Here is a 441-nt window from a genome sequence, read left to right on the forward strand (position 1 = left end):
TGGCCCGATAATCCAATGGGCGCAGGTGCAGATGTGTTGAAGTATCGTTTTCAATGGAACTTCCCAATTTTCTTTTCACCACACAATCCAAAGCAATTATATACCGCAGGTAATGTATTGTTTGCAACAGAAAACGAAGGTCAAAGCTGGACTGCCTTGTCACCTGATCTTACAACAAATGATAAGAGCAAACAAAAATCATGCGGCGGCCATATTACGTAAGACAATACAAGTGTTGAATATTATTGCACCATTTTCACCGCATCAGAAAGTTTTGTTGAGAAAGATCTGTTGTGGACAGGTAGTGATGATGGTTTGATTCATGTAAGTAAGGATGGCGGTAAGAATTGGGAGAATGTTACACCCAAAGATGCACCGAAATTGATGATGTGGAATTGTGTTGATGTTGATCCGGTAAAAAAAGGTGCCGCTTATTTTGTT

General features: G+C 39.9%; 1 protein-coding gene. It reads left to right on the forward strand.

The genetic code is table 11. The features are described 5' to 3' along the window. The coding region (locus ENE75_RS26080) for a hypothetical protein (RefSeq protein WP_199232420.1) at window positions 1–222 on the forward strand (222 nt) is incomplete at its 5' end. Between the last annotated feature and the right edge of the window lie 219 nt (window positions 223–441).

Source organism: Rubrivivax albus, assembly GCF_004016515.1.
Taxonomy (GTDB): Bacteria; Pseudomonadota; Gammaproteobacteria; order Burkholderiales; family Burkholderiaceae_C; genus Rubrivivax; species Rubrivivax albus.